Origin of the sequence: Streptomyces sp. NPDC048481, assembly GCF_043200075.1 — a bacterium.
Classification (GTDB): Bacteria; Actinomycetota; Actinomycetes; order Streptomycetales; family Streptomycetaceae; genus Streptomyces.
In genome coordinates, this window is record NZ_JBICXC010000001.1 from 779,463 (window position 1) to 805,120 (window position 25,658).

Annotated in this window: 23 protein-coding genes and 1 tRNA gene; 12 read left to right on the forward strand and 12 right to left on the reverse strand. The window is 72.4% G+C overall.

Features of this window, described 5'->3' with window-relative positions; genetic code table 11:
- Positions 1 to 73: 73 nt before the first annotated feature.
- Positions 74 to 847: a DUF4097 family beta strand repeat-containing protein gene (locus ACGFSH_RS03245; RefSeq protein WP_393344437.1), complete on the reverse strand. Its 774-nt coding sequence runs from the start codon at positions 845 to 847 to the stop codon at positions 74 to 76.
- 166 nt (positions 848 to 1,013) lie between these two features.
- On the opposite strand from ACGFSH_RS03245, the gene ACGFSH_RS03250 reads away from it, so the two are divergent.
- Positions 1,014 to 1,085 (forward strand) — tRNA-Val (locus tag ACGFSH_RS03250).
- Between the two features lie 133 nt (positions 1,086 to 1,218).
- On the opposite strand, the gene ACGFSH_RS03255 is transcribed toward ACGFSH_RS03250, so the two are convergent.
- From ACGFSH_RS03255 to ACGFSH_RS03265, 3 genes are all read right to left on the reverse strand, one after another.
- Positions 1,219 to 1,563, reverse strand: coding sequence for a hypothetical protein (locus ACGFSH_RS03255; protein ID WP_393344439.1), 345 nt, complete (start codon positions 1,561 to 1,563; stop codon positions 1,219 to 1,221).
- 125 nt (positions 1,564 to 1,688) lie between these two features.
- Positions 1,689 to 2,597 carry a serine hydrolase domain-containing protein gene (locus ACGFSH_RS03260; protein WP_393344441.1) on the reverse strand — a complete coding sequence of 303 codons (909 nt, stop codon included), beginning with the start codon at positions 2,595 to 2,597 and terminating at the stop codon, positions 1,689 to 1,691.
- Entirely contained in the window at positions 2,567 to 2,983 is a 417-nt protein-coding gene (locus tag ACGFSH_RS03265) for a thiol-disulfide oxidoreductase DCC family protein (protein WP_393344442.1), read from the reverse strand. The genes ACGFSH_RS03260 and ACGFSH_RS03265 overlap by 31 nt, the downstream gene beginning before the upstream one ends.
- A 120-nt stretch (positions 2,984 to 3,103) precedes the next feature.
- Here ACGFSH_RS03265 and ACGFSH_RS03270 point away from each other — a divergent pair, with 120 nt between their 5' ends.
- Both ACGFSH_RS03270 and ACGFSH_RS03275 read left to right on the forward strand, forming a co-directional pair.
- Entirely contained in the window at positions 3,104 to 3,700 is a 597-nt protein-coding gene (locus ACGFSH_RS03270) for a GNAT family N-acetyltransferase (RefSeq protein ID WP_393344444.1), read from the forward strand.
- 121 nt (positions 3,701 to 3,821) lie between these two features.
- The gene (locus ACGFSH_RS03275) at positions 3,822 to 4,052 is read left to right on the forward strand and encodes a DUF2277 domain-containing protein (protein ID WP_393344446.1); all 231 of its coding nucleotides are present in this window, start codon (positions 3,822 to 3,824) and stop codon (positions 4,050 to 4,052) included.
- Positions 4,053 to 4,131: 79 nt separating this feature from the next.
- On the opposite strand, the gene ACGFSH_RS03280 is transcribed toward ACGFSH_RS03275, so the two are convergent.
- The 4 genes from ACGFSH_RS03280 to ACGFSH_RS03295 form a co-directional block, all read right to left on the reverse strand.
- On the reverse strand, positions 4,132 to 4,743 hold the full coding sequence (locus ACGFSH_RS03280) for a DedA family protein (RefSeq protein WP_393344449.1): 612 nt from the start codon (positions 4,741 to 4,743) through the stop codon (positions 4,132 to 4,134).
- A 204-nt stretch (positions 4,744 to 4,947) separates the two neighbouring features.
- The gene (locus ACGFSH_RS03285) at positions 4,948 to 5,403 is read right to left on the reverse strand and encodes a DoxX family protein (protein WP_393344451.1); all 456 of its coding nucleotides are present in this window, start codon (positions 5,401 to 5,403) and stop codon (positions 4,948 to 4,950) included.
- A gap of 458 nt (positions 5,404 to 5,861) precedes the next feature.
- Positions 5,862 to 7,493, reverse strand: a complete 1,632-nt coding sequence (locus ACGFSH_RS03290) for an alkaline phosphatase D family protein (protein ID WP_393344453.1) — start codon at positions 7,491 to 7,493, stop codon at positions 5,862 to 5,864.
- A gap of 88 nt (positions 7,494 to 7,581) precedes the next feature.
- Complete coding sequence (locus tag ACGFSH_RS03295) at positions 7,582 to 8,226, reverse strand: HNH endonuclease family protein (protein ID WP_393344455.1); 645 nt, start codon at positions 8,224 to 8,226, stop codon at positions 7,582 to 7,584.
- Positions 8,227 to 8,638: 412 nt separating this feature from the next.
- On the opposite strand from ACGFSH_RS03295, the gene ACGFSH_RS03300 reads away from it, so the two are divergent.
- Positions 8,639 to 9,220, forward strand: a complete 582-nt coding sequence (locus ACGFSH_RS03300) for a TMEM165/GDT1 family protein (RefSeq protein WP_393344457.1) — start codon at positions 8,639 to 8,641, stop codon at positions 9,218 to 9,220.
- 257 nt (positions 9,221 to 9,477) lie between these two features.
- A complete protein-coding gene (locus tag ACGFSH_RS03305; protein WP_393345462.1) occupies positions 9,478 to 10,131 on the forward strand; it encodes an HAD-IA family hydrolase in 654 nt (217 codons plus the stop codon).
- A 105-nt stretch (positions 10,132 to 10,236) separates the two neighbouring features.
- Here the strand turns inward: ACGFSH_RS03305 and ACGFSH_RS03310 are convergent, their stop codons facing one another.
- A complete protein-coding gene (locus tag ACGFSH_RS03310; protein ID WP_393344459.1) occupies positions 10,237 to 11,583 on the reverse strand; it encodes a peptidoglycan-binding protein in 1,347 nt (448 codons plus the stop codon).
- Positions 11,584 to 11,755: 172 nt separating this feature from the next.
- Between ACGFSH_RS03310 and ACGFSH_RS03315 the strand changes: the two genes are divergently transcribed.
- Entirely contained in the window at positions 11,756 to 13,795 is a 2,040-nt protein-coding gene (locus ACGFSH_RS03315) for an MDR family MFS transporter (RefSeq protein ID WP_393344461.1), read from the forward strand.
- Here the strand turns inward: ACGFSH_RS03315 and ACGFSH_RS03320 are convergent.
- Complete coding sequence (locus ACGFSH_RS03320; RefSeq protein ID WP_393344463.1) at positions 13,788 to 14,297, reverse strand: GNAT family N-acetyltransferase; 510 nt, start codon at positions 14,295 to 14,297, stop codon at positions 13,788 to 13,790. The two genes, ACGFSH_RS03315 and ACGFSH_RS03320, sit on opposite strands and share 8 nt — an antisense overlap.
- A gap of 192 nt (positions 14,298 to 14,489) precedes the next feature.
- Here ACGFSH_RS03320 and ACGFSH_RS03325 point away from each other — a divergent pair, with 192 nt between their 5' ends.
- On the forward strand, positions 14,490 to 15,140 hold the full coding sequence (locus ACGFSH_RS03325) for a hypothetical protein (RefSeq protein ID WP_393344465.1): 651 nt from the start codon (positions 14,490 to 14,492) through the stop codon (positions 15,138 to 15,140).
- Positions 15,141 to 15,145: 5 nt separating this feature from the next.
- Positions 15,146 to 15,982, forward strand: a complete 837-nt coding sequence (locus ACGFSH_RS03330; RefSeq protein WP_393344467.1) for a hypothetical protein — start codon at positions 15,146 to 15,148, stop codon at positions 15,980 to 15,982.
- 40 nt (positions 15,983 to 16,022) lie between these two features.
- On the opposite strand, the gene ACGFSH_RS03335 is transcribed toward ACGFSH_RS03330, so the two are convergent.
- Positions 16,023 to 16,445 carry a DUF1992 domain-containing protein gene (locus ACGFSH_RS03335; protein ID WP_393344468.1) on the reverse strand — a complete coding sequence of 141 codons (423 nt, stop codon included), beginning with the start codon at positions 16,443 to 16,445 and terminating at the stop codon, positions 16,023 to 16,025.
- A 117-nt stretch (positions 16,446 to 16,562) separates the two neighbouring features.
- Here ACGFSH_RS03335 and ACGFSH_RS03340 point away from each other — a divergent pair, with 117 nt between their 5' ends.
- Positions 16,563 to 16,949 carry a hypothetical protein gene (locus tag ACGFSH_RS03340; protein WP_109001377.1) on the forward strand — a complete coding sequence of 129 codons (387 nt, stop codon included), beginning with the start codon at positions 16,563 to 16,565 and terminating at the stop codon, positions 16,947 to 16,949.
- Between the two features lie 60 nt (positions 16,950 to 17,009).
- Here ACGFSH_RS03340 and ACGFSH_RS03345 read toward each other — a convergent pair whose 3' ends face one another.
- Positions 17,010 to 17,681, reverse strand: a complete 672-nt coding sequence (locus ACGFSH_RS03345) for an O-methyltransferase (RefSeq protein ID WP_393344470.1) — start codon at positions 17,679 to 17,681, stop codon at positions 17,010 to 17,012.
- Positions 17,682 to 18,149: 468 nt separating this feature from the next.
- Here ACGFSH_RS03345 and ACGFSH_RS03350 point away from each other — a divergent pair, with 468 nt between their 5' ends.
- From ACGFSH_RS03350 to ACGFSH_RS03360, 3 genes are all read left to right on the forward strand, one after another.
- The gene (locus tag ACGFSH_RS03350; RefSeq protein ID WP_393344472.1) at positions 18,150 to 20,327 is read left to right on the forward strand and encodes a bifunctional glycosyltransferase 87/phosphatase PAP2 family protein; all 2,178 of its coding nucleotides are present in this window, start codon (positions 18,150 to 18,152) and stop codon (positions 20,325 to 20,327) included.
- Positions 20,328 to 20,337: 10 nt separating this feature from the next.
- Positions 20,338 to 20,754, forward strand: coding sequence for a hypothetical protein (locus ACGFSH_RS03355; RefSeq protein WP_393344474.1), 417 nt, complete (start codon positions 20,338 to 20,340; stop codon positions 20,752 to 20,754).
- Between the two features lie 486 nt (positions 20,755 to 21,240).
- Positions 21,241 to 25,596, forward strand: a complete 4,356-nt coding sequence (locus tag ACGFSH_RS03360) for an FG-GAP-like repeat-containing protein (protein WP_393344476.1) — start codon at positions 21,241 to 21,243, stop codon at positions 25,594 to 25,596.
- The last annotated feature ends 62 nt before the right edge of the window (positions 25,597 to 25,658 follow it).

Sequence of the window (25,658 nt, forward strand, 5' to 3'; positions counted from 1 at the left end):
ATCCCTCTCCCGTGCTGTGATCCGCCCTGCCCGGTGTCATTCTCCCACCGTTTAGGACGAACACACGGGCCCGTTAGTTCGCGTTCCGCACCGTGACTTTGCCGTCGGCGGTGCGTGCGCTCACCACGTGGGCGCTGGACGCGTCGCGCGGCACCGACACGTCCACCCCGCCGTCGTCGGTCTTCGTGGAGACCCGGTAGGAGGCCGCGGGCAGCGCGATCGTCACGGACCCGTCCTCGCTGACGGAGTCCACCCGGTCCGGCACGGCGCTCAGGTCGAGGCGGACCGAGCCGTCCTCGGTGCGCGTGCGCACCGAGCGGGAGGCGACCTCGGCGCGCACGGAGCCGTCCTCGGTGCGCAGGTCCAGCGGCCCGCTGGAGTCGGTGACATGCACCGAGCCGTCCTGGGCGCGCACGCTGAGCGCCTCGCGGAACCCCTGCGCGCGGACGCTGCCGTCGTCGTCCTCGACCTTCACGGCGATGCCCCGGGGCACCTCGACGCGGTGCTTGGCGGAGCAGTCGGCGATCACACCGGAGCAGTGCATCCGCAGCGTCAGCCGGTCGTCCTTCATGGACCAGGTCACCTTCGGGTCGGAGCCGACGGTGACGGATCCCTCGAACCACCGGGTGACCGCGACCGCGCCCGTCTTCGCCGCGTCCGTGGCGACGATCTCCAGCGCCGAGTCGTCGGAGTCGATCGTCAGGGTGTCGCCCTGCAAGGCGAACGAACGGTGGTCCGGGTGCTTGTCGTCGGCCGCGGAGGCGCCGCAGCCGACGGCGCCGGCGGCGAGGGCCACGACGACCGCGGTGACGAGGACCGAGCGGGCGGAAAGGGTCGTACGGGCCATGGTGGTCTCCCCCTGAGCTGCTTGACGATGCACGGACGACTCTAGGGAGACCGGCCCGGCCGGACGATCCGGCACACTCCCGGACACGGGGTGGGGTTAACCCCCCGGCCCCCGGAAGGCGTTTGCGGGGCACGGCCCCGGTCGATGTAGGCTGTCGACTCGTCTCGGGTGCGTAGCTCAGGGGTAGAGCGCCTGCCTTACAAGCAGGATGTCGGCGGTTCGAAACCGTCCGCGCCCACCGAGGACGACGCCCCGCGCGAGGCGTCGCCGGCCGCGGCCCCCCGGAATCTTCCGGGGGGCCGCGGCCGTGCCCGGCTCGTCCGGCAGGGTGCCGCCCCGGCGACCCGGACGTCATGCGACGTCGGTCGACGTCAGTCGGCGTCCGGGCGCGGGGTCTCGTGGGCGTGCTTGAGGTTCATGCGGGCGTCGACCCGGTCGGCGGCGGCGACCTCCGCCCAGAAGCGGTGGCACGTCACGAACACCGCCAGCTCGTGCTCGCGGCGGCGCAGCTTCTCGACCTCGGCCTGTTCGTCGGCCGTCCAGCCGGGGGAGGCGGGGCGCTCCGTCTTGCGCCAGCCCGCCGCGTCGCTGAAGCCGTCCAAGGGCTCGACCGACCAGGGAAGCCGCTTCAGCAGGGCCGACAACTCGGCCCGGACCTGATGCAGCTCCTCCTGACCGGCGCGCAGGTCGCTGGGAAAGTCATAGGTCGTAGCCACTCGGCAATGGTACGCCTGTTCGAATTTGAGTCGCGAGCTTCTCCGGGTGTTCCTGTGAACGTGTGTTCGACAGAACTGTGGGCGGGATGCGGATCGCCGAGATCGGCGGGTGGCTCGGATGCCGGTCAGGGCGCGCCGGGCGGGGCTGCCGGAGCGGCGGAGCCCCGGATCGCGCGGAGGGTCTCCACGCCGAGGCGGTCGGTGCCGTCCGGGTCCGCGCCGAGGCGGTGGACCAGGACCCAACTCCCGTCCTCCGTCGCCCCGGTGAACAGCGAGGCGTGCCGGGTCGCCCCGTTGTGCCAGCGCAGCCCACCGGCCACCTGCCAGGACGGCGCGGGCTCGCCGAACCGCCGCTCGACCAGCAGCCGGACGACGAGGTCGGCCGCCGCCCGGGGAGTGGCCCACAGTCCGCCGGCGGGCAGGATCGCCCCGGTCATCGTCCAGGGCCGGTGGCGGCCGCCCGGCCACCGCGGCGCCAGCAGCCTGCGCTCCGTGTCCGGACGCACGGCCACCTCGGTGACGCCCAGCGGGCGCAGCACGTGCTCGTCCACCAGTTCCGCGTACGACGCCCCGGAGGCGGCCGAGCGCAGGGCCGCGCCGAGCACCGCGTACCCGAGGTTGGAGTACTCCTCCGCCTCGCCGGGCGGACCGACGGTGAGCGCGTCGAGGCGCGGCAGGAGCGCCCGCAGGGCGGCGGCGTCGAACGCGGCGTACGGGTCCCGGCGGGACAGGGGGCCCGGTGGCAGCCGGGGCAGTCCGGAGGTGTGGCGGGCCAGGTGGAGGAGGCTGATCCCGGTCGCGGGGGCCTCGGGGAGCCAGCGTTCGACCGGGTCGTCGAGCGCGAGGATGCCCGCGGCGGCCATCCGCACCAGCGCCGTGCCGGTGACGACCTTGGTGAGCGAGCCGATCTCGACGTACCGGTCCACCGCGTGACCGGCGGTGAGCACGGGCCCGGCCGTGGACGTGAGGACGCAGACCGGGACGCGGGGACGCGCGAGGGGGTTCACCTCGTGCCGGCGGGCCGTACGGCGCACGCGGGCGTTCCGCCGGGCAGCCGGTGACGGTTGCGGGCCACCCCGCGGTAGACCACGCGCGCGCAGCCGCGGACCCCGGGCAGTCGCAGGACCGCCCCCACCACGCGATATCCGGCGGACGGCGACGAGCCCAGCCAGCGGGCCACCGCGTCCGCCCCGCCCGCGAGGACCGTGGAGCCGCGCAGCAGCAGGACCTCCCGGTCCAGTCGTGCGCGATGAGGCGCGGTCGACTCCTCGGGCAGGAACTGCCAGGGAACCGCCTCCAGCGTCGGCGCCGCGAGGGAACGGATGCGGTCGACGGAGGACTGGCAGAAACCGCAGTCCCCGTCGTAGGCGAGGACGGGAGGCGTGGAGCCGGGGGCGGGTCCGGTCGCTCGTCGTCCCACCACGTTCTCCTTCCGCCCCTGCGTCGACGCCCCTCGCGGACGCCCGTCGCCGATGTGCGTGCGACGGCGATCGTACTGCCGTCCGGGGCCGCTGTCAGACCCTGCCTCTAGTGTGGGGGAATGGACGGATCGGGCGTGGAGCGCGTGCGGTTGACCCCTTGGTCGGACGGCGATTTCTGGCTGCTGCGGCGGGCCAACAGCCCCGAGATGACCGAGCACCTGGGCGGGCCGGAGAGCGAGGAGAAGCTCGCCGACCGGCAGCGGAGGTACGTCGAGCCGTTCGCCGGCCGCATGTACCGGATCAGCCTCGCGGGCAGCGGGGACAGCGCGGTCGGTGGGGAGAGCGTCGGCTCGATCGGGTACTGGGAGCGCGAGTGGCGGGGCGCGACGGTGTGGGAGACGGGCTGGGGGATCCTGCCCGAGTTCCAGGGCAGAGGCCTCGCCGCGACGGCGGCCCGTGCTCTCGTCGAGGTCGTCCGCCGGGCGGGCGGCCACCGGGCCCTGCACGCGTTCCCCGGGGTGGACCACCGCGCGTCCAACGGGGTGTGCCGCAAAGCGGGGTTCACGCTGCTCGGTCAGGCGGACTTCGAGTACCCGAAGGGGCACTGGATCAGATCCAACGACTGGTTCGTCGACCTGAGCGCCGGCCCCGCGGAGGGTTCCGGCGCCGGCTCCGCGACGGGTCGGCACGACCGGCCGGCCCGACGTCGGGAATGACGACGACGGTCAGTGCGGCCGGTTCCGCAGACACCCCCCGGTCGGCCGCCGCGCTCCCCGCGCGGTGACCGCGAACGCGGCCGGGGCACACAGGAGGGAGACTCGGAGTATGTGCCGGAGTATGTGCCGGAGTATCAAGACGTTGCGTCCGCCCGCGCTGCCCGAGGAGGCGACCGAGGACGACATCCGCGCCGCGGCCCTCCAGTACGTGCGCAAGGTGTCCGGGTTCCGGGCGCCGGCCGCGCACAACCGGGAGGTGTTCGACGCGGCGGTCGAGGCGGTGGCCGCGGCCACCGCCGAACTGCTGGACGGCCTGGAGGTACGCGGGTCGCACCGCCCGACGGCGGCGTGACGGCAGCCCCGACGCCCTGCCCGGTGCCCTCGCGGGGCCGCAACCCCGTGGCGGGGCGGGAGCCGTCGTGCGCGGTCCGTCAGACGGGCCGGCGGCGCATCAGGAACCCCGCGCCCGCGCCCGCGCCGAACAGGGCGAGGACCGACACCCCGGTGGCCACCCAGGTGGTGCCCAGCCAGTGGGCCCCGAAGTAGCCGAGGGCGACGCTGTAGCCCGCCCAGGACAGCCCGGCCAGCGCGGACCAGGGGAGGAAGTCGCGCGGGCGGCGATGGGCGGCGCCCGCGATGAGGGAGACGACGGATCGTCCGGCCGGGGCGAACCGCGCCAGGACGACCAGGGCCCCGCCGCCCCGCGCCAGCGCGCCGCCGAGACGTTCCTGCGCGCTGGTCAGCCGGCGCGAGCGGGAGATCGCCCGGTCCAGGCGCTCGCCGCCGCGCCAGGCCAGCCGGTAGGCGACCAGGTCGCCCAGCACCGAGGCGGTCGTCGCGGAGAGGATCAGCACCATGATGTCCGGGACCTCGTGCGGAACCTGGCCGGTCGCCGCGCCCGAGCCCGCCGCCGCGGCCGTCGCGGCCGTGATGACGAGCACTCCGCTGGGCAGCACCGGCAGGAACACGTCGAGGAGGACCGACAGGCCCACCACCGCGTAGATCCATGGGCTGCCGAGCAGCGCCCCCACACTCTCCAACACCGCGTACTCCCCGTGTCTCCCCCGTGACGGCCTGACGTGCCGCTGTGTCGCGGGGGAGCGGCAGGTGCGGCCAATGACAGCCCTACAGGGTACGCCGGGGGTGGGACGGCGGATTCACGGGGGGCGCGTGTGTTCGGCACAGCATGTTCACGGGTGGGGGAGGCCCAGGTGAGGGGCGTTTGCGGAGCCCCTCACGACGGCGGGTCAGGCGGAGACGGTGGCCTTGGGGGCCGCGGCCTCGCGCTGCGGCGGGCTGGTACGGCCCGAGAGGAGGCGGTCCAGGCCGAGGGCGCCGGAGCCTGTGAAGATCAGCAGCAGGAACGCCCAGCAGAACATCGCCGAGGCCTCGCCGCCGTTCTGCATCGGCCACAGGGCGTGGGGCTGGTGCACGTGGAAGTAGGCGTAGGCCATCGAGCCCGAGGCCAGGAACGCGGCGGCCCGGGTGCCCAGGCCCAGCAGGACAAGGGTGCCGCAGACGAGCTGGATCGCGGCGGCGTACCAGCCGGGCCAGGTGCCGGCGTCGATGGTGCCGCCCTTGCCGCCGGCGCCGCCGAGGACGCCGAACAGGGAGGCCGCGCCGTGGCAGGCGAACAGCAGGCCCACGACGATGCGGAAGAGGCCGATGGCGTAGGGCTGTGCGGTGTCGATGCGAGCGGACATGGGTGGGGGGTGCTCCTTCGGTCTCGGGTCGGGCCGGTCCGTGTCGGGGAGAGGGCCGGTCGGTGGGGAGGCGGTACCGAATCAGCGATTCACGGTATGCGGGGCCGATTGATGCTTGCAAGTTCAACTTCTAGCCACGATCAGGGTCTCCGCGAAGGCCCGTTTCCCCTGGTCGTCGCACGTCGGTCGGCTCCCGTTCACCCCGCCCTCGTCCGAAAGCGTGACCGAATCCACTCCCGGGAGAGGGTGCACGCCGGTCGCCATGAGGCGGGCGCCGACTCGACGTCGAGGAGCGGACCGACCGCTATGGGGCCCAATCGCCGTGCAGTAGAAGGTTTCTGATTGTTAATCAGATTTGCGGCCATCTCGGACGGCCGCCGGAGCGGCATGGTCGGCCGTGACGGCACGGTCGGCCGTCCCTCCCGGCCGGCCGGAGCGAAGGCCCCGGCCCGCCCGGGTCACCGGGTGAGGCCGGACTCCGTCACGGCCGTCAGACTGCCGTCCGCGCGGGCCTTCTCCAGCTTCAGGCGGGCCGAACGGCCGTGCACCGTCAGGGACATGAGCTGGTTGCCAAACCAGGGTCCGCCCGTCCTGCGCCAGCTGACGGGCGGCCGGGGGCAGCGGCCGTGTCTGCGCAGCCCGCGCCCGAGTGCACGGGCCGCCGCGCTCCACCCGAACCGGAAGCCCACCCGCATCGAGGTCGGGACGGAGTTGTGCACGGGGGAGCAGGTGAGCTGAAGCACCCGCGAATCCGGGCCGGCGCCGTCGGGCCAGTGCGGCTCGGCCGCGTATGCGTGGTGGACGTCGCCGGACAGCACCAGCACGCTCGCGGGCGCCCGGCTTCCCGTGCCGACCTCGGCGATCAGGTCCGCGAGCGCCGTGAACGACTCCGGGAAGGCCGCCCAGTGTTCCAGGTCCGCCCCGCGCCGCAGCTTTTCCCCGAACCGGGCCCAGCGCGCCCCGCGCTCGCCCCGGCACAGGGCCGCGTCCCACTCCTCGGCGTCGTGCACGAGGTGCGGCAGCAGCCAGGGCAGGGAGGTGCCGATCAGGAGATGGTCGTAGGAGCCGAGGCCGTCCAGGGCCTGCTCGCGCAGCCAGGCCTCCTCGCCGGGGTGGAGCATCGAGCGCGCGTCCTCGTCGAGGACGCGGGCGGCCCGGCTGTCGGCCATCAGCAGCCGCACCCGCCCGAAGTCGCGGCGGTAGCTCCAGCGCACGGAGGCGGGGTCGGTGTCGGCGCGTCCGGCGAAGTCGCGCAGCAGGCCGGTGCCGTCGGCGGTCTCGCGCACGGCCGCGTAGAGCGGGTCGGCGGCCAGCTCGGCCGGGGGGAGGTTGCCGAGGTGCTGGTGCACCCAGTACGACATCAGGCCGCTCATCAGCCGCTCGCGCCACCACGGCGTGTCCCGCATGTCGGCCAGCCAGGAGGCGGAGGTGTTCCAGTCGTCGATGACGTCGTGGTCGTCGAAGACCATGCAGGTGGGCACGGTGGACAGCAGCCAGCGCACCTCGGGGTCGAGCCAGGACTCGTAGTAGAGCCAGGTGTACTCCTCGTAGTCGGCGATCTGGGCTCCGGGCGGGTCGTCGAGTCCCCGGCGGGCGGCGATCCTCTCCTTGGTCGCGTCGGAGACCTCGTCGGCGTAGACCTGGTCGCCCAGCAGGAGCAGCACGTCGGGCCGCTCGCCCGTGGGGTCGGCGGCGAGTCGGACGGCCAGGCTGTCCAGGGCGTCGGGGCCGACGGGGTCCTTGCCGCCGGCCGGGGGCGCCGCCCAGCGGCAGGAGCCGAAGGCGACGCGCACCTCGTCGGCGTCGTCGGCGAGGGTGCGGATCCGCGAGGGCGGGAAGCGCGAGCCGGGCGGCGGCCACACGGGGGCGTCGTCGAGGAACACCTCGTACGCGGTCTCGGCGCCCGGGGTGAGTCCGCCGACCTCGACGAGGGCGTAGTGGTGGCCCGCCACCTGGAAGGTCGCCGCTCTGCCGCCGGCGCCGTCGGCGCAGCGCACCTCGGCGGTGCACGGGCGGCTCGTCTCGACCCAGACGGTCGCCGTCGAGCCGTCGGCGTACCTCAGCAGTGGACCCAGCCGCAGTTCGGCCATGCGATCACCCTCCTCCGTCGCCCCGTACGGTACGGAACGACGGAGGTCCGCGGGAGGATCCCGGCGGCCGCGGCCCGGCCCGCCGCGGTCAGCAGTTGGCGAGGTAGCCCGTCAGCGCGCTCTTCTCGGCGGAGTCGACCGAGAGGCCGTAGTAGTACTTCACCTGCACCCAGGCGCGGACGTAGGTGCAGCGGTACGAGGTGAGGGACGGCATCCACTCGGCCGGGTCCTGGTCGCTCTTGGACTGGTTCACGTTGTCCGTGACGGCGAGGAGCTGCGGGCGGGTGACGTCGTTGGCGAAGGACTGGCGCCGGGCGGTGGTCCAGGCGCTCGCCCCGGAGTCCCAGGCCTCGGCGAGCGGGACCAGGTGGTCGATGTCGAGGTCGGAGGCGGCGGTCCAGGTGGCTCCGTCGTAGGGGGAGTACCAGGTGCCGCTGGTGGCGGTGCAGGCGGAGTCGGTGACGACGTTCGAGCCGTCGCGCTTGAGGATGTACTCGCGCGTGTTGCAGGTGCCGCTGATGGTGATCCAGGTGGGGAAGAGGTCGCGGCTGTAGCCGGTGCGGTTCTCGGTCTTCACGGTGAGGGATGCCAGGTAGGTCCGGGCGGTGGCGGCGCTGACCGGGGTGGGCAGGGCGGCGGAGGCGGTCGGGGCGGTGAAGAGCCCGACCGAGGCTATGAGACCGGTGAGGGCGGCGAGTACGCTCAGCCGTCCACGCGCGTAGAACTTCGACATGCGAACTCCGTTGGTGAGGCAGGGTGCTGAAGTGCGGGCAGGGGGATGCTCGCGCTCGCGCATTGCGGGGAGATGTGCGACCGGTTAGAAGCTAGTGACGCGAACATGACACGACAAGGTGTACGACGGAACGATCTCCGGGAACGGGTGTGCGAGCCTTCTCGCGGCCGTCTCGTACACTGGGGGACGCAGAAGGGGAGTAGCTCTTCGCCGGACCGTCGACACACTGCTCAGCTCGTCTGAGCCGGCGCCCGGAGGCAGACCCGTCGTACGGGCCGGCCAGCGAGACCTTCGGCAAGCAGTGCACACCCGTGCCGTACGGCACGGGTGACGTGTGCGCTGCCCTGCCGAGGCGTCTGGTGCGGAGCGAGCGGACTCTCGGTGGGGCGGCCCCCCGACCGATTGAGGAACCTTGATCAGCATCACCGTGACGGCGGTCGTCTTCGGCGTCGTCTTCCTGGCCGAGCTGCCGGACAAGACCGCCCTGGCCGGCCTCGTCCTGGGCACCCGCTACCGCGCCTCGTACGTCTTCGCCGGGGTCGCCGCGGCCTTCGCCCTGCACGTCGCGCTGGCCGTCGCGGCGGGCAGCGTCCTCACGCTGCTGCCGCAGCAGCTCGTGCACGCCCTGACCGGCGTCCTCTTCCTGGGCGGCGCGGCCGTCCTGCTGCTGAAGAAGGACGACGGCGAGGAGGAGATCCGGCGGCCCGAGGACCAGTCGTTCTGGAAGGTCGCGGGCGCGGGCTTCATGCTGATCCTGGTGGCCGAGTTCGGCGACCTCACCCAGATCATGACGGCGAACCTCGCCGCCCGCTACGACGACCCGCTCTCCGTCGGCCTCGGCGCGGTCCTCGCGCTGTGGGCGGTGGCCGGACTCGGCATCGTCGGCGGAAAGGCGCTGATGAAGCGGGTGCCGCTGAAGCTGATCACGCAGATCGCGGCGCTGCTGATGCTGGCCCTCGGCGTGTGGAGCCTGTGGGAGGCGGTCACCGGCTGAGCCGGACACCGGGGCCCGGGACCGCGGCCGTCATCGGGGCGGACAGCCGGCCCGGCATCTCCGGGCGGACGTCAGGCCCGGCATCGGGGCGGGTGCCGGGAGGACGTCGTCCGAGCGTTCCCGCGCTCCCGCGCGTCCCCGCCGGGGTGGCGTCGGGGCCGCATTGTTTTGTACCGTGGGAAAACAAAGTGGCTCCCGCTCGTTTTCCCTGACCGGCGGGCGGGGCCGCCTTGTCCCCTACGCACCTGGAGCTGCTGATGCCGGCCCTGACCGCCCGCGCCCTCCTGCTCGACATGGACGGCACGCTCGTGAACTCCGACGCCGTCGTCGAACGGATCTGGCGGCGCTGGGCCGACGCGCACGGGCTCGACGGGGACGAGGTCATGAAGGTCGTCCACGGCCGGCAGGGCCACGCCTCGATGGCGGTGCTGCTGCCCGGCCGCCCCACGCGCCTGAACCACGCGGACAACGCGCGCATGCTGGCCGAGGAGACCGCCGACATGGACGGCGTCGTCCCGGTGCCCGGTGCGCCGGAGTTCCTCGCCTCGCTGCGGGGTGTCCCGCACGCCCTGGTCACCTCGGCGGACGTCGCGCTGTCCACGGCCCGGATGGCCGCGGCCGGGCTGGAGCTGCCCGACGTGCGGATCACCGCCGAGTCGGTCGGCGCGAGCAAGCCGGACCCCGAGGGCTTCCTCAAGGGCGCCGCCGAACTGGGGATCGCCCCCGCGGACTGCGTCGTGTTCGAGGACTCCGGGGCGGGCATCGCGGCCGGACACGCCGCCGGGATGCGCGTCGTCGGAGTCGGCCCGCGCGCGGCGGCGCACGCTCCGGACGTGCTCGTGCGCGATCTGCGCCAGGTGCGCGTCGAGCGACTCGCGGACGGCGTCCGCATCGACATCGGCGCTGCCTGACGGCGCCGTCCGCCGCACGAGCCGACCGGGGGCCGGGCGAGCGGCTCGCGGTGCCCCGGCTCGCGGTGCCCCGGCTCGCGGTGCCCCGGCTCGCGGGACCGCGTTTCAGGGAGTGTCCGTCTCCGACTCGAGGGCCTTGCGGGTCGCCGGGCCGTAGACGCCCAGGCCGTCCGACGTCGTCCCCCGGGACCACTGGTAGTTGCGCAGGGCGTCCTCGACCTCCCCGCTGAACGTGCCGTCGGCCTGCCCGTTGTAGAGGTACAGCTGACGCAACCGCAGCTGGAGTTCGGTCACCTCGGCGCCCTTGTCGCCGCGCCGCAGGACGGCGGTGTCGGCCGGGGCGTCCGGCGCGGGGTCGCCCCCCTTGCCGGGCGCCAGCGAGGCGCTCGTGCCGGCGGTCGGCGTGGGGCTGGGGACGTCGGCGGACGCGGAGGCCGAGGGCGAGGCGCTCGCCGCCGACGGGGAGGGCGAGGGGCTCGCGCTCTCGGAGGGCGACGCCGAGGCCTCGGAGGGCGACGCGGAAGCGGAAGGGCTCGCCGACGGCGAGCCGGACGCCGTCTCGGTCGAGGTGTCGGGCACGGCGGCCCGCACATCCTCGGAGACGGCCCGGTCGCGCGTGGGCTTCTCGTAGGAGAACAGCCCGGTCGCGAACCCGGCGGCCGCCACCACGCCCACCGCGGCGGCGGCCGTGGCGATCAGCAGGGTGCGCCGGCGGCGCGAGCCGCGCGGTTCGTCGCCCTCCGGGTCCCCGGCGCCGACGTCCACTGTGTCGAACAGGCTCAGGTCGCCGGCGGCGGGCGCGTTCAGCGGTGCGCCGAGTGGCGCGTCGCCCGGCGCGGTCAGCGGTGCGGGCAGTGCCGTCGTCGCGTCGAACCCGGAACCGCCGTGAGCGACGGCGGGCAGCCGCACGGTCGCGTCGGCGGGCACCGCCCGCAGCGGCATGGTGACGTCGGCGCCGGAAGCCGCACCCGTTCCCGCGCCCTGCCCGAAACCGCCTGCGTGGCCGCCCCCGGAGCCGCCTCCGTGGCCGCCGGTCGCGCCGGCGTGGTTCGCGCCGGGGGCCGAAGCCGGGCTGCTGCCGGTGCCGGTGCCGGTGCCGGTGCCGGTGTGAGTGTGGGTGTCGGTCCGCGGGCCGGCAGGCGGGCCCGACTGGACGCCCGCGCCCGTACCTGTGCCCGTGCCCGTACCTGCCCCCGTGCCCGTATGTGTTGCGGCCGTGCCCGGTCCGGGGGGTGAGTCCGAGTCGTCCAGTTCCACGTACGGCCGTATCCGCAGCGGGTCGAAGTCCTCCGCCGCTGCCGCCTCCGCCGTGCGTGTGTCGCGCAGGGCCTCGGAGGCGCGCCGGGCGCAGGCGCAGGACGGGGTGTTGTCGGCCGCCCGGAGCGCTCCGCACTCCGGGCACGGCAGTCCCTGCCGCCCCGCCGGCCCCTGCTGTCCCGTCGGATCGCTCACGTGTTCGTTCCTCCCCGTCCAAACTTCAGAGATTATGCAGATCCTCTCCACAAGCGATCGCTCGTGGCCCCCGGAATGTCGGATTCCGTCAGAATTCAGGAGGACTACAAGAGGCCATAACGGGTCACACCGATCACGATGGAGAGGGTCACCAGAGCCTCAGGAGGCATCCATGGCCTTGGACGCGCACAGCAGGACGGCGGATCCACGTCAGGAACACGTGTCCGGAAACGTCCTCGTCTCGATCGGCGCCCTGCTGCTGGGCATGCTCCTCGCCGCCCTCGACCAGACGATCGTGTCGACCGCCCTGCCGACGATCGTCAGCGACCTCGGTGGTATGGAGCACCTGTCGTGGGTGGTCACCGCGTACATGCTCGCGTCGACGGCCGCGACCCCGCTCTGGGGCAAACTGGGCGACCAGTACGGGCGCAAGAGGCTGTTCCAGATCGCGATCGTCATCTTCCTCATCGGATCGGCGCTGTGCGGAATGGCGCAGAACATGCCCGAGCTGATCGCCTTCCGGGCCCTCCAGGGACTGGGCGGCGGCGGTCTGATGGTGCTGTCGATGGCGATCGTCGGCGACATCGTCCCGCCGCGCGACCGCGGTCGCTACCAGGGCCTGTTCGGCGCGGTGTTCGGCGCGACCAGCGTCCTGGGCCCGCTGCTCGGCGGCCTGTTCACCGAACACCTCAGCTGGCGGTGGGTCTTCTACGTCAACCTGCCCGTCGGCGTCGTCGCACTCGTCGTGATCGCGGCGGTGCTCCACATCCCGCGCAAGTCGACCCGGCACGTGATCGACTACCTCGGCACCTTCCTCATCGCCTCCGTGGCCACCTGTCTGGTGCTGGTGGCCTCCCTCGGCGGCACCACCTGGGAGTGGGCCTCGCCGCAGATCATCGGGCTGGCGGTCCTCGGGGTGCTGCTGGCCGTGGCGTTCGTCGCCGTCGAACGGCGGGCGGCCGAACCCGTCCTGCCGCTCAAGCTGTTCGCCATCCGCACCTTCACGCTCTCCGCCGTCATCAGTTTCATCGTCGGTTTCGCGATGTTCGGCGCGATGACCTACCTGCCGACGTTCCTGCAAGTGGTGCAGGGCGTCTCGCCGACCATGTCCGGCGTGCACATGCTGCCCATGGTGGCGGGCATGCTGCTGTCGTCCACGGGTTCCGGGCAGATCGTCAGCCGCACCGGCCGCTGGAAGGTGTTCCCGGTCGCGGGCACCGCCGTCACCACCGTCGGCCTGCTCCTGCTGCACCGGCTCGACGAGCACAGCTCCACGACCGAGATGAGCCTCTGCTTCTTCGTGTTCGGCCTCGGTCTCGGACTGGTCATGCAGGTGCTGGTGCTGATCGTGCAGAACGCCGTCGCGTACGAGGACCTCGGCGTCGCCACCTCGGGCGCGACGTTCTTCCGCTCCATCGGGGCCTCCTTCGGCGTCGCCATCTTCGGCACCGTCTTCGCGAGCCGCCTGGCCGACAAGCTCGCGGACGCCTTCCGCGGCGTCCGGCTCCCGCCCGGCGTCTCGGCGGGCACACTGGAATCCGATCCGCGGGGCATCGCCGCCCTGCCGTCCGACCTGCGCCCGCGCGTCCTGCACGCGTACGCCGCGTCCATCACCGACGTCTTCCTGTACGCGGCGCCGGTCGCGTTCCTGGGCTTCGTCCTGGCCTGGTTCCTGCGGGAGGACCCGCTGCGCGGCTCGGTCACCGCGCCGGACGTGACCGAAACCCTCGCCAGCAACCCCGTGGAACGCTCCTCGTACGAGGAGGTGTGCCGGGCGCTGTCCGTCCTCGGCACCCACGAGGGCCGCCGCGAGGTCTACCGGAAGATCACCGCGCGGGCCGGCTACGACCTCCTCCCCGCCGCGAGCTGGCTGCTGCTGCGCATCAACCGGTACGGCAGCGTCGAGCCGTCGATGCTGGCCGAACGCAGCACCGTCCCGCTGCCGGTGATCATCGAGGCGGCCCGGCAGGTCGAGGAGCGCCGCCTCGCCGTGCGCGACGGCCTCGGCATGGTCCTGACCGCCGACGGCCGCGAGGTCGCCGAACGGCTCGGCGCGGTCCGCGAGGAGTCGCTGGCCGAGCTGCTCGGCGACTGGTGGGGCCCGGACCGGCCCACCGACCTCGTCCAGCTGGTCAAGGAACTCAACGGCGAACTGTGCGGCTCGGACCGGGAACAGCCGCACGACGCACGGCCGGCGCCCCGGATCAGGTGAGCCGCCGCGCGAACCAGTGGTCGGCGTACGGCTCGTCGTTGTGCGCGTCGGTCTCCTCGTAACCGAGTCCGGCGTACAGGGCACGCGCCTCGACCAGGTCACCGCGCGTGTCCAGCACCATCCGCGTGGCGCCGAGCGCGCGGGCGGCGTCCTCGGCGGCCCGGACGAGCAGCGCCGCACCGCCCTTGCCGCGCAGCCCCTCCCGCACGAACACCCGCTTCAGCTCGGCGGTTCCGTTCGGCTCGGCGGTTCCGTCCGCGAGCAGCCGCACGCCGGCACAGCCGCCCGGCTCGCCGTCATACCGTCCGACGACCAACTGCCCCCGCGGCGGCGTGAGTTCGTCCCAGCTCTGGGCGGCGATCTCCCGCTCCAGCTCGGCCGGGTCGGTGCGGCGGCCCTCGTGGAGCAGATACCAGCGGTCGCTGACTTCGGTGTAGTAGTCCCGCCACAGTGCTGCGGCGACGGGGGAGTCGAACGGTTCCGGGGCGACGGTCCAGGTCATCCGCTCATTCTGCGACGACGGCCCGCCCGCCCGGCAACCCGATATCCGGGGCCGCCCGGACCGCCGCTCCGTCGGGTCGGCATCGGCCTGTCGGACCGGCGGCGGGCGGCCGTGCCCGCCGTTTACGCCATGCGGTTGCGGCAACCCGATGGAAGAACCGGCCCGTGGGGCCGACACACCGGAAGGCAAGGCATGTCCACAGGAGTGATCATCGCTCTGATCGTGGTCGTGGCGGCCCTCGTCGCCGTCGCGGCCGTCCTGGTCGTGAGGGCCCGCGGCTCGCACGGCGGACACGGTCTGAAGCGCCGATTCGGACCCGAGTACGACCGGGCCGTGGCCCGCCACGACGGAGACGTCAAGGCCGCCGAGCGTGAACTGGACGCTCTCGTCGAACGGCACGGCGGACTGCGCGAGCGGCCGCTGGAGCCCGCCGAGCGCGAGCGCTTCGAAGCCCGCTGGACGGCGGCGCAGGAGCGGTTCGTCGACTCGCCCCGCGAGGCCGTCGTCGAGGCCGACCGTCTGCTCGCCGAGGTGGCCGGCGCCCGCGGCTTCCCGGCCGGCGACCAGTACGAGGAGCAGGTCGCCGCCCTCTCCGTCCACCACGCGAACCACGTCCAGGGCTACCGGCGCGTCCACCGCGTCGTCCGGACCTCCGACGGCGGCGCGCCCGACACGGAGGACATGCGCTCCGCCCTGGTGGAGGCGCGCGCCCTGTTCGACGACCTGATCTCGACGTCCGGCCGTGACTCCGACCGCCACCGCGCCCAGGAACCGGCGACCCGGGACCGCTCCGGACACCGCCCGCAGCTGGGCTTCCACCGGCACCAGACGAAGGAGGGCTGACCGTCATGTCCGACCTGACACCCGACAGGGGCGTGAGCGGCGAGGACCGCCGCCCGGCCGACGACCGTGCCAAGTCCGCGCGAACCGGCCGGGCCGTCCTGCCCGGAGAGGTCGTCCTGCCGCTCGACAAGGACCGGTCGACGACCGGCCACCGCGGCGACGGCACGACGGCCGAGCCGGGCCCGGCGCACCACGGACGCACCGCGCCGGACCCGACGGCCGCCACCGGCCACACGGGCGCCGCAAGCACGGCGGGCACGGCGGGCGCCGCCGCTCCGACGGGTGCGAAGCCCGTGCCGCTCAGCCCCGAAACGGTCACGAACGGCCGAACCGGCACCGGCACCGGCACCGGCGCCGGCACCGGAACCGGGCTCGGCTCCCCCACCGGGACCGGCGAGCGGGGCGAGGCCGGGCGCACGTCAGCCTCCGGAGCCGCGGTCCCTCCGATCACGGCCCCCACCACCGGCCCGTCCTCCTCCGTCGAGCGGACGCCCCACGCGGGGACGTCCGGCGGGCACGAGAGCGCGGACGACGGACGTGCGTCCCTGTTCCCGGAGGAGGAGTGCGACCGGATCTCCGCCCGCATGCGCCAGGCGGTCGTCGGCTTCGTCGACGGTCCGCGCGACGCCGTGGCGGAGGCGGACGAGGTGCTGGAGGAACTCGCCGCCCGCCTCACGGACGTCGTCGACCGGCGACGCCGCACCCTGCGCGGTGCCTGGCACCAGCCGGAGGGCGGCGGCAAGGACAAGGCCGCGTCGGCCGCGACCGCCGTCGACACCGAACAACTCCGCCTGGCCCTGCGGGACTACCGCGAACTGACCGAGCGACTCCTGCACCTCTGAAACCGGCCGGCCGCCCGGTCCCGGCCCGTTCGGCCGACCGTCAACCCGCCGTACCCTCAGCCGCCGCCCGGCGCTCCCGCCATTCCCGTACGACCGCTTCCACGTCGTACGGCTTCATGCCCAGCGGGGGTCCGGGCGGCGGCTTGAACATCATGTCCCGCAGCTTGACGTTGACGTCCGTGACGATCTTCCGGACGATCCGCTCCGAGGGCGCCGCGTACGCCGCCGCGAGCGCGTCCTCCGCCTCCTTGCGCAGGGCGAGGGTCGGTGGCAGCACGGACAGGCCCTCGCGGGCCATCTTCCGCCTGATCCACCACAGTTCGTCGTACGGCGTTTCCAGTTCCGCGGGCAACGGCTTGCCCGCGCCAGGCAGTTGATCGAACTCGCCGCGCTGTTCCGCGTCCCGGATCTGCTTGTCGACCCAGGACTCGAACGGAACGCCCGGTGGCTTTCGCTCGGTCATGCGTCCATTGTGCCGGACGCGATGTGCCCGGGCGATTTATCATGCGGCCGCTGCACAAACACATTCGGGACCCAGGACGCCGACAGGCATGCCGAAGAAATCTCAAGGGGAGCGCACGTGCTCGAACTGACCATGGCCACCGTCTCCGGGACGGAAGAGGGCGCCACGGCCGGCATGCTCATGGCCGACTCGCCCAGCGACCCGGGCGCCGTGCTGCGGGTGGGCAGGGACAAGTCCGTGTGCCGTCTCGCCACGCCCGAGGACTGGCTGTTCGTCTCCCGCGTCCACCTGGAGTTCCTGTGCGGGCCCGACGGCGCCTGGCAGGTCTCGTGGCTGCGCGGCTCGCAGGACGAGCCGTCCTCCGAGGTGCGCCTGGTGATCGGGCAGTACACCCAGTCGCTCGTGTACGGCGGAACGCTGCCGCTGGCGGGCTCCGGCGAGATCATCGTGTACGACCGCACCGGTCCGCGCAGCGTCAACGTCGGCTTCTACCACGAGGCCTGAGTCCGGGACGAGGCCTGAGTCCGGGACGAAACCTGAGCCCCGGCGAACCCGTGCGCGGGGCTATGCCAGGACGCGGGCCAGCGCGAAACCGTCGTAGCCCTTGGTCCCCACCGTCTGGATCGCGGTGCCGCTGAGCCTCGGGTGCGTCGCGATCAGCTCGATCGCGGCGCGGGTGCCGAGGACGTCCGCGGCGTCGCTGTCCGCGTCCACCACCCGGCCGCCCCGCACGACGTTGTCGAGGACGATCAGACTGCCCGCGCTCGTGAGCCTCAGCGCCCACTCCATGTAGGAGGCGTTGTTGGTCTTGTCGGCGTCGATGAACACGAGGTCGAACGGGGGAGGGTTCTCGTCGGCCAGCAGCGGCAGCGATTCCAGGGCCGCGCCGACCCGCACCTCGACCAGCTTGTCGAGACCGGCGCGGGCGATGTTGCGGGTGGCGACCTCCGCGTGCCGGGGGTCGTACTCCAGCGAGACCAGGCGCCCGTCGGCGGGCAGTGCGCGGGCCAGCCAGATCGTGCTGTAGCCGCCGAGCGTGCCGATCTCCAGGATCGACCGGGCCCCCTGGATCTCGGCGAGCAGCTGGAGCAGCTTGCCCTGGTTCGCCGTGACGCTGATCGCCGGCAGACCGGCGGCGTCGCTCTCCCGCAGAGCGGCGGCCGTGATCTCGTCGTCCGGGGCCAGGCGGTCGGTGAAGTAGGCGTCGACGGCGTCCCAGGCCTGCGACTCGCTCATGTTCTGCCTCTCGTGTCCTGTCGGTCCTGTCGTTCTGCCGGCATCTCTAGTTAGGGATGCTAACTACTCATGTCAACGGCAAGGCCGCGCCACCGGTTCCTTCCGGCCGCGCCGCACGGCCCCGCGGGGCCCGATTCAGCCATTCGGCCCAGGAGGCCAGAGGAACCCGGAAGGCACGCCGTCACCCCCGTCAGGGAGGGAAGGCGATCGCGACGCGGGGTACGGGGTGCGGGGCGCGAGGTGCGGGCGTGGATCGCGCCGGGACCGCGCGCCGGATCCCGCCCCTCGTGGAAGCGGTCCCTCCCGGTACGGACTATCGTCTTCCGGACAAAAGGCGGGCGGACGTCAGGTGAAGCACGGCTCGCCCGCGTCTGTGCCAGGGGACGGCGCCGAGCTGTGTCCACGGCTGTGTACGGCGGTCCCGGCGCACCGAACGCGTGACACGAACGAGGCGGAGGCCGACGAAGCGTGGCGAATGCGGAGCACAGCGGGGCGACGGCGGAGACCTTCGGGGACACGGCGCTCGACACGACGAGAGCGCGCCTGCGCGCGGCCCGCCTCGGCCTGTGGCTCCTGGCGACGGCCCTCGCCGTACGCCAGGTCGCCGCCCTCCTCGGCACCCCGCGCGCGGAACGGCTGACGGACCTGGAGACCTGGGCCGGACCCGACGGCGTACTGCACGTCAACGGCTCGCTCTACGCGTCGACCCGCTTCACCGGCACCCCCTTCACCGGGCTCGTCCTCAAGCCATTCACCAAGGCGGCCGAACAAGCCCTCGGCTGGGGCTGGACCTTCGGCACCCTGCTGCTGGTGGCCGCGCTCGCCGTGGTCCTGGCCCGCTCCCTGCCCCGGCCGGCCGGCCGACGGACGGAGCTGCTGGCCGCGCCCGTAGCCGCCAGTCTGCTGATGCTCTCCCTGCCCGTGCGCAACACGTTCTGGCTGGGCCAGACCAGCATCCTCCCCGTCCTCCTCGTCCTGCTCGGCTGCCTCGTCGTACGGGACCGGCGGGCCGCCGGCGTCCTGATCGGCGTGGCCGCCGCCCTCCAGCCCACGGTGCTCCTCTTCACCGCCCTGCTGTGGTTCACCGGCCGCCGCCGGACCGCGGCGGCCGCCGGCGCGACCTTCGCCGCCGGGACGGCGCTCGCCTGGGCGGCGATGCCGCACGATTCGTACGTGTACTGGGTGCACCACCTGGCGGGCGCCGGGCTCGGCGGCGAGGCCGACGCGCTCGCCAACCAGTCCCTGCACGGCGCCCTGCTGCGCCTCGGCCTCACCGGCCCGCTGGAGATCGGCCTGTTCCTGTCGCTGGGCGCGGCCGTCGCCGCCCTCGGCGTGCGCCGGGCGGTCCGTTACGCCCGGGACGGCCAGCTGCTGCTCGCGGTCGCCGTCACCGGCTGCGCGGCGATCGTCGTCTCGCCCACGACCTGGCAGCACCAACTGCTGTGGGTGCTGCCGACCGTCGTGGGCCGGGTCGGCAGGCGCGCGTCCGACCGCTACGTCTGGCCGGTGGCCGTCGTCCTGGTGACGACCCTCCCGGCCACGATGATGCTGCCGCACATGGAGGTCCTCTACCCGCTGCGCGACAACGCCGTGCTGCTCCTCGCGCTAGCCGCGGCGACCGTCGTCCCGTTCCTGCCGCGGACCTCCCCCCACTACCGCGCGCCGATCCCCACGGAGTGTGCCGAACCGGTCCCCGCCCGCTGGAAGCACGTGCCGCTGCTGCCGTTCCTCAAACGCGTGCTCACCCGCCCCAACCTGCTGCTGGAGCTACTGCTGCTGCGCGTGACGTACGCGGCGTACCAGCAGGTGCGGCTCGCGGCGACGGGCGGCACCAACTCCGGCGGCCGGGCCCGGGCGGAGGCCCACGGCCATGACGTCCTCGACCTCGAACGGCTCCTGCACATCGATGTCGAACGGTCCGTCAACCACTGGGCGGTGGGCGTCACCTGGCTGCGCGACTTCTTCGACTTCTACTACAGCTCCCTGCACTTCGTCGTCCCGCTGACCGTCCTCGGCGTCCTGTACTGGCGCCGCCCGGTCGACTACCGCTGGGCCCGCTCGTCCCTGGGCTTCGCGACCCTGCTCGCCCTCGTCGGCTTCTGGCTCTACCCGCTGGCCCCGCCGCGCCTGCTGCCCAACCTGGGCGTCATCGACACCGTCCACGGCGTCCAGGACTTCTCCAAGCCGGACTACGGCACGCTCACCTCGCTCACCAACCAGTACGCGGCGATGCCCTCCCTGCACTTCGGCTGGTCCCTGTGGTGCGGCCTGGTCATCGCGATCGTCGCCCGCAACCGGTGGACGAAGTCCCTGGGCCTGCTGCACCCTCTCTTCACCGTCTCGGCCATCGTCGCCACCGGCAACCACTGGGTCCTGGACGCGGTGGGCGGCGCGGCGGTGGTAGGCGCGGGCTTCGCCCTGTCATACGTCCTGATGGGTCCCCGCCCCCACACCGCCAACCCGGCAACGAGGACGACAACCCGGACCCCCGCGGAACCACAGACGCCCCCGAAGCCGTCACCCTCCAGAACACCGGCACCGAAAACGGCCGCCGTGAGCGGAGGCGGCACCACCACGAGCATCGGCGCCACCCATGAGGAACCCGACAGCGAGCTGACCGAACAGGACAGCAGACCCAGAAGGTGAGCGACGAGCGGTGAGCGATGAACGGGGCGTCGGCAGCCGACGGCAGCGCCCCCTGCGCTGGCTGCTGCTCTCGACGCTGTCCTGCGCCGCGGCGTTCCTGACCTGGCTCCGGGGAGCACTGGTCGGCGGCCTGGACGTCGGGGAGACCTGCGCCCTCTACAAAGGCCAGCCCTTCGACAGCGCCTACCGCGCCGGCCACCTCACCGAGTCGACCCGATGGTTCCCCCTGCACAACAAGTGCAACGCCTCGTACGACCTGGTCCCGGCCTGGATCAACCCGACGGTGGCCTCCCTCACCCTCGCCACCGCCGCCGGCCTGCTCATGACGGCCTGGACGACGGGAGCAGCACTCCGAGGGCGTTGGCTCCACCGCCGGGGAGATTCGACCGACGGGGCGGGGGCGGAGACGGCGGCGGCGCGGGTGTGAGTGCGGGTGCGTGCTGTGCCGGGTGCCGGGTGCCGGGTGCCCTGAGTCTGGGCGGGGACGGGGCGTCCGACCTGCCCGGCGACGGCGGAGAGTGATCGTTTCAGCCACAGACGCTCGGCCGATGATCGCGTACGAAATGCCGCGGACCTACGGCGACCGATCGCACCACAGCCGGCCGAGCAGGCCATACGTGCACGCCGTGCTTCGTCTGGCATGTCGTCAATGAGGGGGTGTTTCCGGCCAGATGAGCCAGAGGGTGCGGCTGCGCTAGGTGATAAATCCTTGACCCAATGTGAGAGGAAGGTTTGAATGCGCTGATATTTTTTGAAGATCATGTGACTCTGGGGGCGGGGTTCTGTGGGGTTCGTGCGGGGTGCGTCGGCCGTGTTCAGACGTCCGGGACGCGGCACGCGAGGGAGACGAGGCAGTCGCCACGGGACCGCGGCCGGGGCCACAGGGGCCGTCACCCTCGCAGTGCTGCTCGGCATGGTGGCGCTACCCGCACAGCAGGCCGCGGCGGCCTCTTCCGGGGCCAAGTCCACGCCCTCGGTCGCGACGGCTCCGTCCCCGGCCGACCCTGTCGCCGACGGGTCGATGAGCGAGGAGGACAAGGCACTCCAGGACGCCCGGGCCTCCAACCAGCCCGTCGAACTGATCTCCGCGCGCACGGAGGCGAGCGACACCTGGGCACTGCCGGACGGATCGTTCTCGGTGAAGCGGCACGGCACCGTGGTGCGACTGTGGCGTGGCGGCGCGTGGGTCGCCGCCGACCCGACCCTCGCCTTCGCCGCCGACGGATCCGTACAGCCGAAGGCGACGTCGGTCTCGGTCAAGTTCTCCGGTGGCGGCACGGGCCCGATGCTGACGGGAATCAAGGACGGGCGCACCCTCTCGCTCGCCTGGCCCAAGACGCTGCCCAAACCGACCCTCGACGCCAACGTGGCCACGTACGCCGAAGTGCTGCCGGGCGTCGACCTCCAGCTGAAGGCGGAGGTGGAAGGTTTCTCCCAACTCCTCGTCGTCAAGACCGCCGAGGCCGCCGGCAACCCGGAACTGGCAGCGCTGAAATTCTCGATGAGCACGGTCGGCCTGGACGTGGCCGAGGACGCCGACACCGGCATGCTCGCGGCCACGGATCCCGCGGGACAGACCGTCTTCACGAGCCCCGCGCCCTCGATGTGGGACTCGCGGCCGCCCGCCGCCCCCGCGTCGCAGACCAAGGCGGCCGCCACCGCCGGCAGGACGGCCGCCGGCCCCGCCGACGATCCTTCGGCCGGGAACGTCTTCGAACCCGGCGCCGGCGCACAGGAAGCGCAGATGCAGGCCGAGGTCAGCGGCGACGCTCTCACCATCACCCCGGACCAGAAGCTCCTGACAGGCGCGACGACGACCTACCCCGTCTACATCGACCCCAGCTGGGCCTGGGGCGAATGGCAGCACTGGACCCGCGTCTATCAGGCCTACCCCGACAACTCCTACTGGGACGCCAAGGGCGACGTACGCGTCGGATACGAGGCGGAGACCGGGGGACAGAACCGGATTTCACGCTCCTTCTTCCAACTCGACACCGGTGACGTCGTCGGCGCGCACATCAAGAGCGCCACCTTCCGGGTGCGCAACACCTGGTCGTGGTCGTGCCAGGCCCGACCGGTCCAGCTGTTCGAGGTCGGCGACATCTCGAAGAAGACCACCTGGAACAACCAGCCCGGCCAGATCGGCTCCGCGCTGTCGACGGTGAACGACTCGAAGGGGTGGAGCAAGGACTGCGCCGCCGGCAACCTCGAGTTCGACGCGACCGACGCGGTGAGCAGAGCGGCAGGCAAGCGCGAAGCCAGCGTGACGCTCGGCCTCTACGCGAGCAACGAGGCGGACACCTTCGGCTGGAAGCGGTTCGACCCGAAGACCGCCACCCTCGAGATCAAGTACAACAACCCGCCCAGGACTCCCGCCGGTCTGGGCACCAACCCGCGCACCAGCTGCACCGCGGGCGGGACCGTGGGCAACACCGCCATCAGCGTTCACGCGAAGATCGAAGACCCCGACGGCGGCAACCTCACCGCCCAGTTCCAGGTCTTCAGAACCGGCACCTCGGCCGCGGTCGTCGACACCTCGGTACCCGCGCTGAAGGGGAGGGTGGCCACGCTGGTCCTGCCCGCCGCGAGTACGCCCACGGGCGCGTACACCTGGAAGGTGCGCGCCAAGGACCCGGACGGGGCGTACTCGGACTGGAGCCCCACCTGCAAGTTCACCCTCGACCGCACCCGCCCGAGCAAGCCGCCGGTCATCACGTCCCAGGGCGACGCCTTCCCCGACGGTGACCAGGGCTGGCCGGCGCAGACCGGTCCCGCGCGGTCCGAGGGCACGTTCCTCCTGGCCCCCAACGGCGTCACGGACGTCGTCTCGTACCACTGGTGGACGGACAGCGACCCCGAGGTGCACGACACCACCGCGAGCGCGGCCGTCTTCGGGGTGACACCGCCGTCCTACGGCCCGCACATGATCTACGCCTACAGCGTCGACGCCGCGGGAAACCGTTCCGACACGGCGACCTACCTCTACTACGCCACGCGCGCACAGGTGAGGGACGAGCCCGGGGACCTCAACGGCGACGGCTTCACGGACATCTGGAACACGGACTCCAACGGCACGCTGCTCACCTACGCGGGACAGGGCGACGGCCAGTTCTCCTCGGCGACGAACGGCGGCGGGGCGTTCCCCACGCAGCAGGTGACGTTCAGCGGCGACTGGAAGCAGGACGGGTACAACGACCTGGTCTCGCTGGAGGGCGGGGCGAGCGGCGGCAGGAACCAACTTCGTGTCTATGCGAACAACGGGACCGGAGTGATCGACGCCGAGTCCGCGCTCACGCTGAGCGTGAGGTGCCCCGTCGCGACCACCAGCGGCAGGTGCAAGGGGGACGCGAACTGGACCGGGGACGATCACTGGTTCAACGCGGAGCAGATCGCCACGAGCGGTGACCTCAACGGTGACGCGAACCCCGACCTGCTCGTCAAGCAGGGCAAGTACCTCTGGGTCTACTACGGCATGCGGTCGAACGTGCTGCTCGACATGGTGCGCCCCCACCCGGTCCTCGCCGGTGCGGCCGACTGGGACAAGTTCAGCGTCGTCGTCCCCGGGGACCTCAACGGCGACGGCATCCCCGACCTGCTTCTGCGGGAGAACGCCACGGGCGATCTCTACCGCTCCTACGGCAAGAGCGACCCCAACGGCATTCTGGACGCCGCGACATGGGGCAACGCCAGCAGCCGCGTAAAAATCGCCTCCGGCATCCTGCCCCAGAGCCTCTATCCGGTCGTCGGTTCCTCCGGAGACCTGGGCAGCGACGGCATCCCCGACCTCTGGGCCCGCAAGAAGGACAACGCCCTGATCGGCTGGGCCGGACGCAAGACCGGCGGCGACTACACCAGCGTCGGCACGGGCTTCCTCATCGACGGAGCCGGCGGAGGTCAGCGCATCACCGCCGGCACCACCCTCGCCGGCGGTCAGTCCCTCTCCTCGAACTCGGCCAAGCTCACCATGCAGGCGGACGGCAACCTGGTCATCACGTCGAAAGCCGGCAAGGTCCTCTGGTCCAGCGGCACCGCCGGCAACAACGGGGCCACCGCACGCGTCCTGGCCAACGGCTACGTCGCGGTCTACTCGGTCGACGGCAGCACGGTGCTGTGGCGTCCCGCCGCCGCGAGCGGAGCCACCGGCGAGGGGTACGCGCTCCTTCAGGACCGCGGCAGCCTCGTCGTCTACAACGGCAAGGGCCAGTCGCAGTGGACGAGCAACAGCTCCGTGCGGGGCGACGTGGACGGCGACGGCTACGGCGACATGCTCACCTGGCGTGAGTACGCCGACGGCAGCGACAAGATCCACACCCTCTCCGGTACGTCCGACGGCTCCTTCAAGGCACCGCGCGACGCCTTCACGTTCAGCGGCTGGACCGCCAGCAGTCTGAGGAAGGTGTCGGGCGACTTCAACGGTGACGGACGCACCGATGTCGCGGCCATGTACTACTACCCGGACCGTTCCACCAAGTTGTGGACGCTGCTCGGACAGGCCGACGGCACCTTCCGCTCGCCGGTCGTCTCCTGGGGAGCCAACCCCGGGAAATGGGGATTCGCCAACGCCACCCTTCAGGTGGGCGACTTCAACGGCGACGGCCGCGACGACATCGCCGCCTGGTACGCCTCTCCCGACGGCAGCGACACCCTGTACACCTTCACCGCGAACGTGCAGGGCGGGTTCAACACGCTCTTCGCCAGTTGGAGCGGCACGTGGAACCGCAACATCGTGAAGCTGACGACCGGCGACTTCAACGGCGACGGGCGGGACGACATCGCCGCACTCGCCGACGCCCCGGACGACGCCGTGACCTTCTGGCAGTTCCAGGGACAGCCGGAGGGCGGATTCAAGGCACCGGTGCAGTCCCTCTCCGTCACCAACTGGGGAGACTGGAACCGCACCGGTTTCTATGCCGGTGACATCAACGGGGACGGGCTGGACGACGTCGCGACCTGGTACGACTATCCGGATACCAGCGACAGGGTCCACACCTTCGTCAGCCTCTCGTCGGGCAGCGGAACGTTCGGCGCCCCGAAGATCGCCGCAAGCGCGGACCCGGGCAAGCTGAACTTCCAGAAGATGCTGATCACGTCCGGCGACTACAACGGCGACGGACGAGACGACCTGGGCGCGGTGCACGACATGGGCGACGGCACGGTGAAGATGCTCACCTACCTGGGCCGGGCGGACAGCACGATGACCGGCGTGGCCAGTTGGGTCGGCACCTGGGACTTCGCGCACACGTCCCTCATCACTCGCAACACCCCCTGAGCGGGGCCCGAAGCCGGGAGCGGCGGTCCTTCATCGCTCCCGGCACAACCGCCGATCGCCCC